Consider the following 2550-nt stretch of genomic DNA (forward strand, 5'->3'; position numbering starts at 1 on the left):
TGTCGCGCGGCGATCTGGATGAGAAAGCGCGACAATCAAGATGAGAATCCGGTGTGTCGGGATCGGCGTAGGGCGTAGCCCGTAGCCGGTCCCGACACACCGGAGGCACTCTTTGCCGGGTGCCTGTGATGGTCGTGGTGGCCGCTATGCATCGGTTTTCCGGGGAGGAGGACTGGGCGTGTGGCCGGCCGACACATCAACGATCATCAAGTGAGGCTTTTCATGACCAACAGACGTTATGACCCCGTCGCGCTGGCGGCGGCGAAGGCCGGGTTCAGTCCGGCGACGGGCTATCGGGTTCTGCAGGACACCCGGCTGCCATCACAGCGGCAAACACCGCGCAGCCGGCGCCGACCCGATCCGCTTGCCGGTATTTTCGATGAAGTTGTCGTGCCGATGTTAGAGGCTGCCCCGGGCCTTCGGCCCATAGCGATCTTCGAGGAGCTGCGGCGCCGATATCCCGAGACGGAGTTCGGCTCCCGGCGAACCCTGGAGAGGCGCATTCGCGACTGGCGCGCCATGAACGGGCAAGATCGCGAAGTCATTTTCCGGCAAGTGCATGAGGCCGGGCGGCTCGGCCTGTCCGATTTCACGTGCATGGACGATCTGGGAGTTTCCATCGCCGGACAGCCCCTGGACCATCTGCTCTATCACTTCCGGCTTCCTTGTGGCGGCTTCGAACACGGGCACATCATCCTGGGCGGCGAGAGCTTCGTCGCCTTGGCCGAAGGGCTGCAGAACGCGCTCTGGTCCGCAGGTGGTGCGCCGAAGCTTCATCGTACCGACAGCCTCTCGGCCGCCTTCCGCAATCTGGACGCTGATGCCAGGATCGACCTGACCAAGCGTTATGACGCGCTCTGTGACCATTATGGAATGGAGCCCACGAGGAACAACCGGGGCGTTGCCCATGAGAACGGCGCGATCGAGAGTGCCCATGGCCATATCAAGGCTGCCATAAGGGATGCGCTGCTGCTGCGCGGCAGTGGCGACTTCGCCGACCTTGCCGACTATCGCCGCTTCATCGACGAGGTCGTAAATGCGCGCAACCGGCGGCACGGCCCCGGGATCGATGCCGAACGCAAGTTCCTGCGGCCGCTGCCGGACGTGCGCACCACCGATTACGAGGAGATCCTCGTGACGGTCACATCCTCGGGCGGCTTCACGTTGCGCAAGGTGTTCTACACGGTCCCATCCCGCCTGATCGGGCACCGTTTGCGGGCTCGCCTGTATGATGACCGCCTCGACCTCTTCATCGGCGGCACGAGACTCATGACCCTGCCGCGCGGACGCGCAGGCATGAACGGGAAGCACGGCCACGTTGTCGATTACCGTCACGTGATCCATTCTCTGCGCCGTAAGCCCATGGCACTGCTAGGGCTGGTCTATCGCGATAGCCTGTTCCCGCGAGAGGCCTATCGCCTGATGTTCGACCACCTGCTGGAAGTTCAGGGCGAGCGGGAAGCCTGCCGCACCACCGTCGAACTTCTGGCCATGGCTCACGAGCGTGCATGCGAAGCTGAACTCGCGGGGCTCCTGACCGAGGACCTGGCGGCGCGCCGAACGCCCTGCCTGACAACCTTGCGGGCCCGGTTCTGTCCGGACCCTGCCGATCTGCCCGAAGTCGTGGTCGAACTGGTGCAGCTCTCGATCTACGACGGACTTATCGAACAGGGAGAAGCCGCATGAACGCAACTCCCATGATTGATGCACAGCGTCTCAGCCTCATGCTCAACGAACTGCGCTTGCCCACCATCAAGCACATCTGGGGGGACTTCGCCGCCCAGGCAGACAAGGAAGGATGGCCCGCCAGCAGATTCCTCGCCGCGCTGGCCGAGCACGAACTTGCCGAACGCGATCGGCGTCGGATCGAACGCCACCTGGCAGAGGCACATCTACCCGCAGGCAAGACCCTCGACTGCTTCGCCTTCGATGCCGTGCCGATGATCTCCAAGGCCCAGGTCATGGCCCTGTGCGCTGGCGATGGTTGGCTCGAGCAAGGTGCCAACCTCATCCTGTTCGGTCCGCCCGGCGGCGGCAAAACCCACCTCGCCGCAGCTATCGGCCTAGCGCTGGTAGAGCGGGGCTGGAGGGTTTTGTTCACCCGGACCTCCGACCTCGTGCAACGCCTGCAGGTCGCGCGGCGCGAACTCGCGCTCGAATCCGCGATGGCCAAGCTCGACAAATACCACCTGCTGGTTCTCGACGACTTCGCCTACATCTCGCGCGACCAAGCCGAGACATCGGTGCTCTTCGAGTTGATCAGCGCACGCTACGAGCGACGGTCGTTGCTGATCACCGCCAACCAGCCCTTCGGCGAGTGGAACAGGGTCTTCCCCGATCCCGCGATGACGCTCGCCGCTGTCGACAGGCTCGTCCACCACGCCACCATCTTCGAGATGAACGTCGAAAGTTACCGGCGGCGCACCGCTCAGGCCAGACGCGCCGGTGCCGGGCGGCCCGCCGCATACACTACGCCAAAGGTTCTCGAGACCATCCGCGTCAATCAGGATGAGAACGACGAACTTGCCAGCGACAATCTAAACAGGCACT

At 63.7% G+C, this 2550-nt stretch carries 2 protein-coding genes; both read left to right on the top strand.

The window, feature by feature from the left end:
- Window positions 1-222: 222 nt before the first annotated feature.
- A complete protein-coding gene (istA, locus tag HWN72_RS30505) occupies window positions 223-1686 on the top strand; it encodes an IS21 family transposase (protein ID WP_248006498.1) in 1464 nt (487 codons plus the stop codon).
- A partial coding sequence (gene istB / locus HWN72_RS30510) for an IS21-like element helper ATPase IstB (RefSeq protein ID WP_211152302.1) occupies window positions 1683-2550 on the top strand: 868 nt, incomplete at its 3' end. The genes istA and istB, both read left to right, overlap by 4 nt.

It is taken from the genome of Novosphingobium sp. HR1a (genome assembly GCF_015594425.1).
GTDB lineage: Bacteria > Pseudomonadota > Alphaproteobacteria > Sphingomonadales > Sphingomonadaceae > Novosphingobium > Novosphingobium resinovorum_A.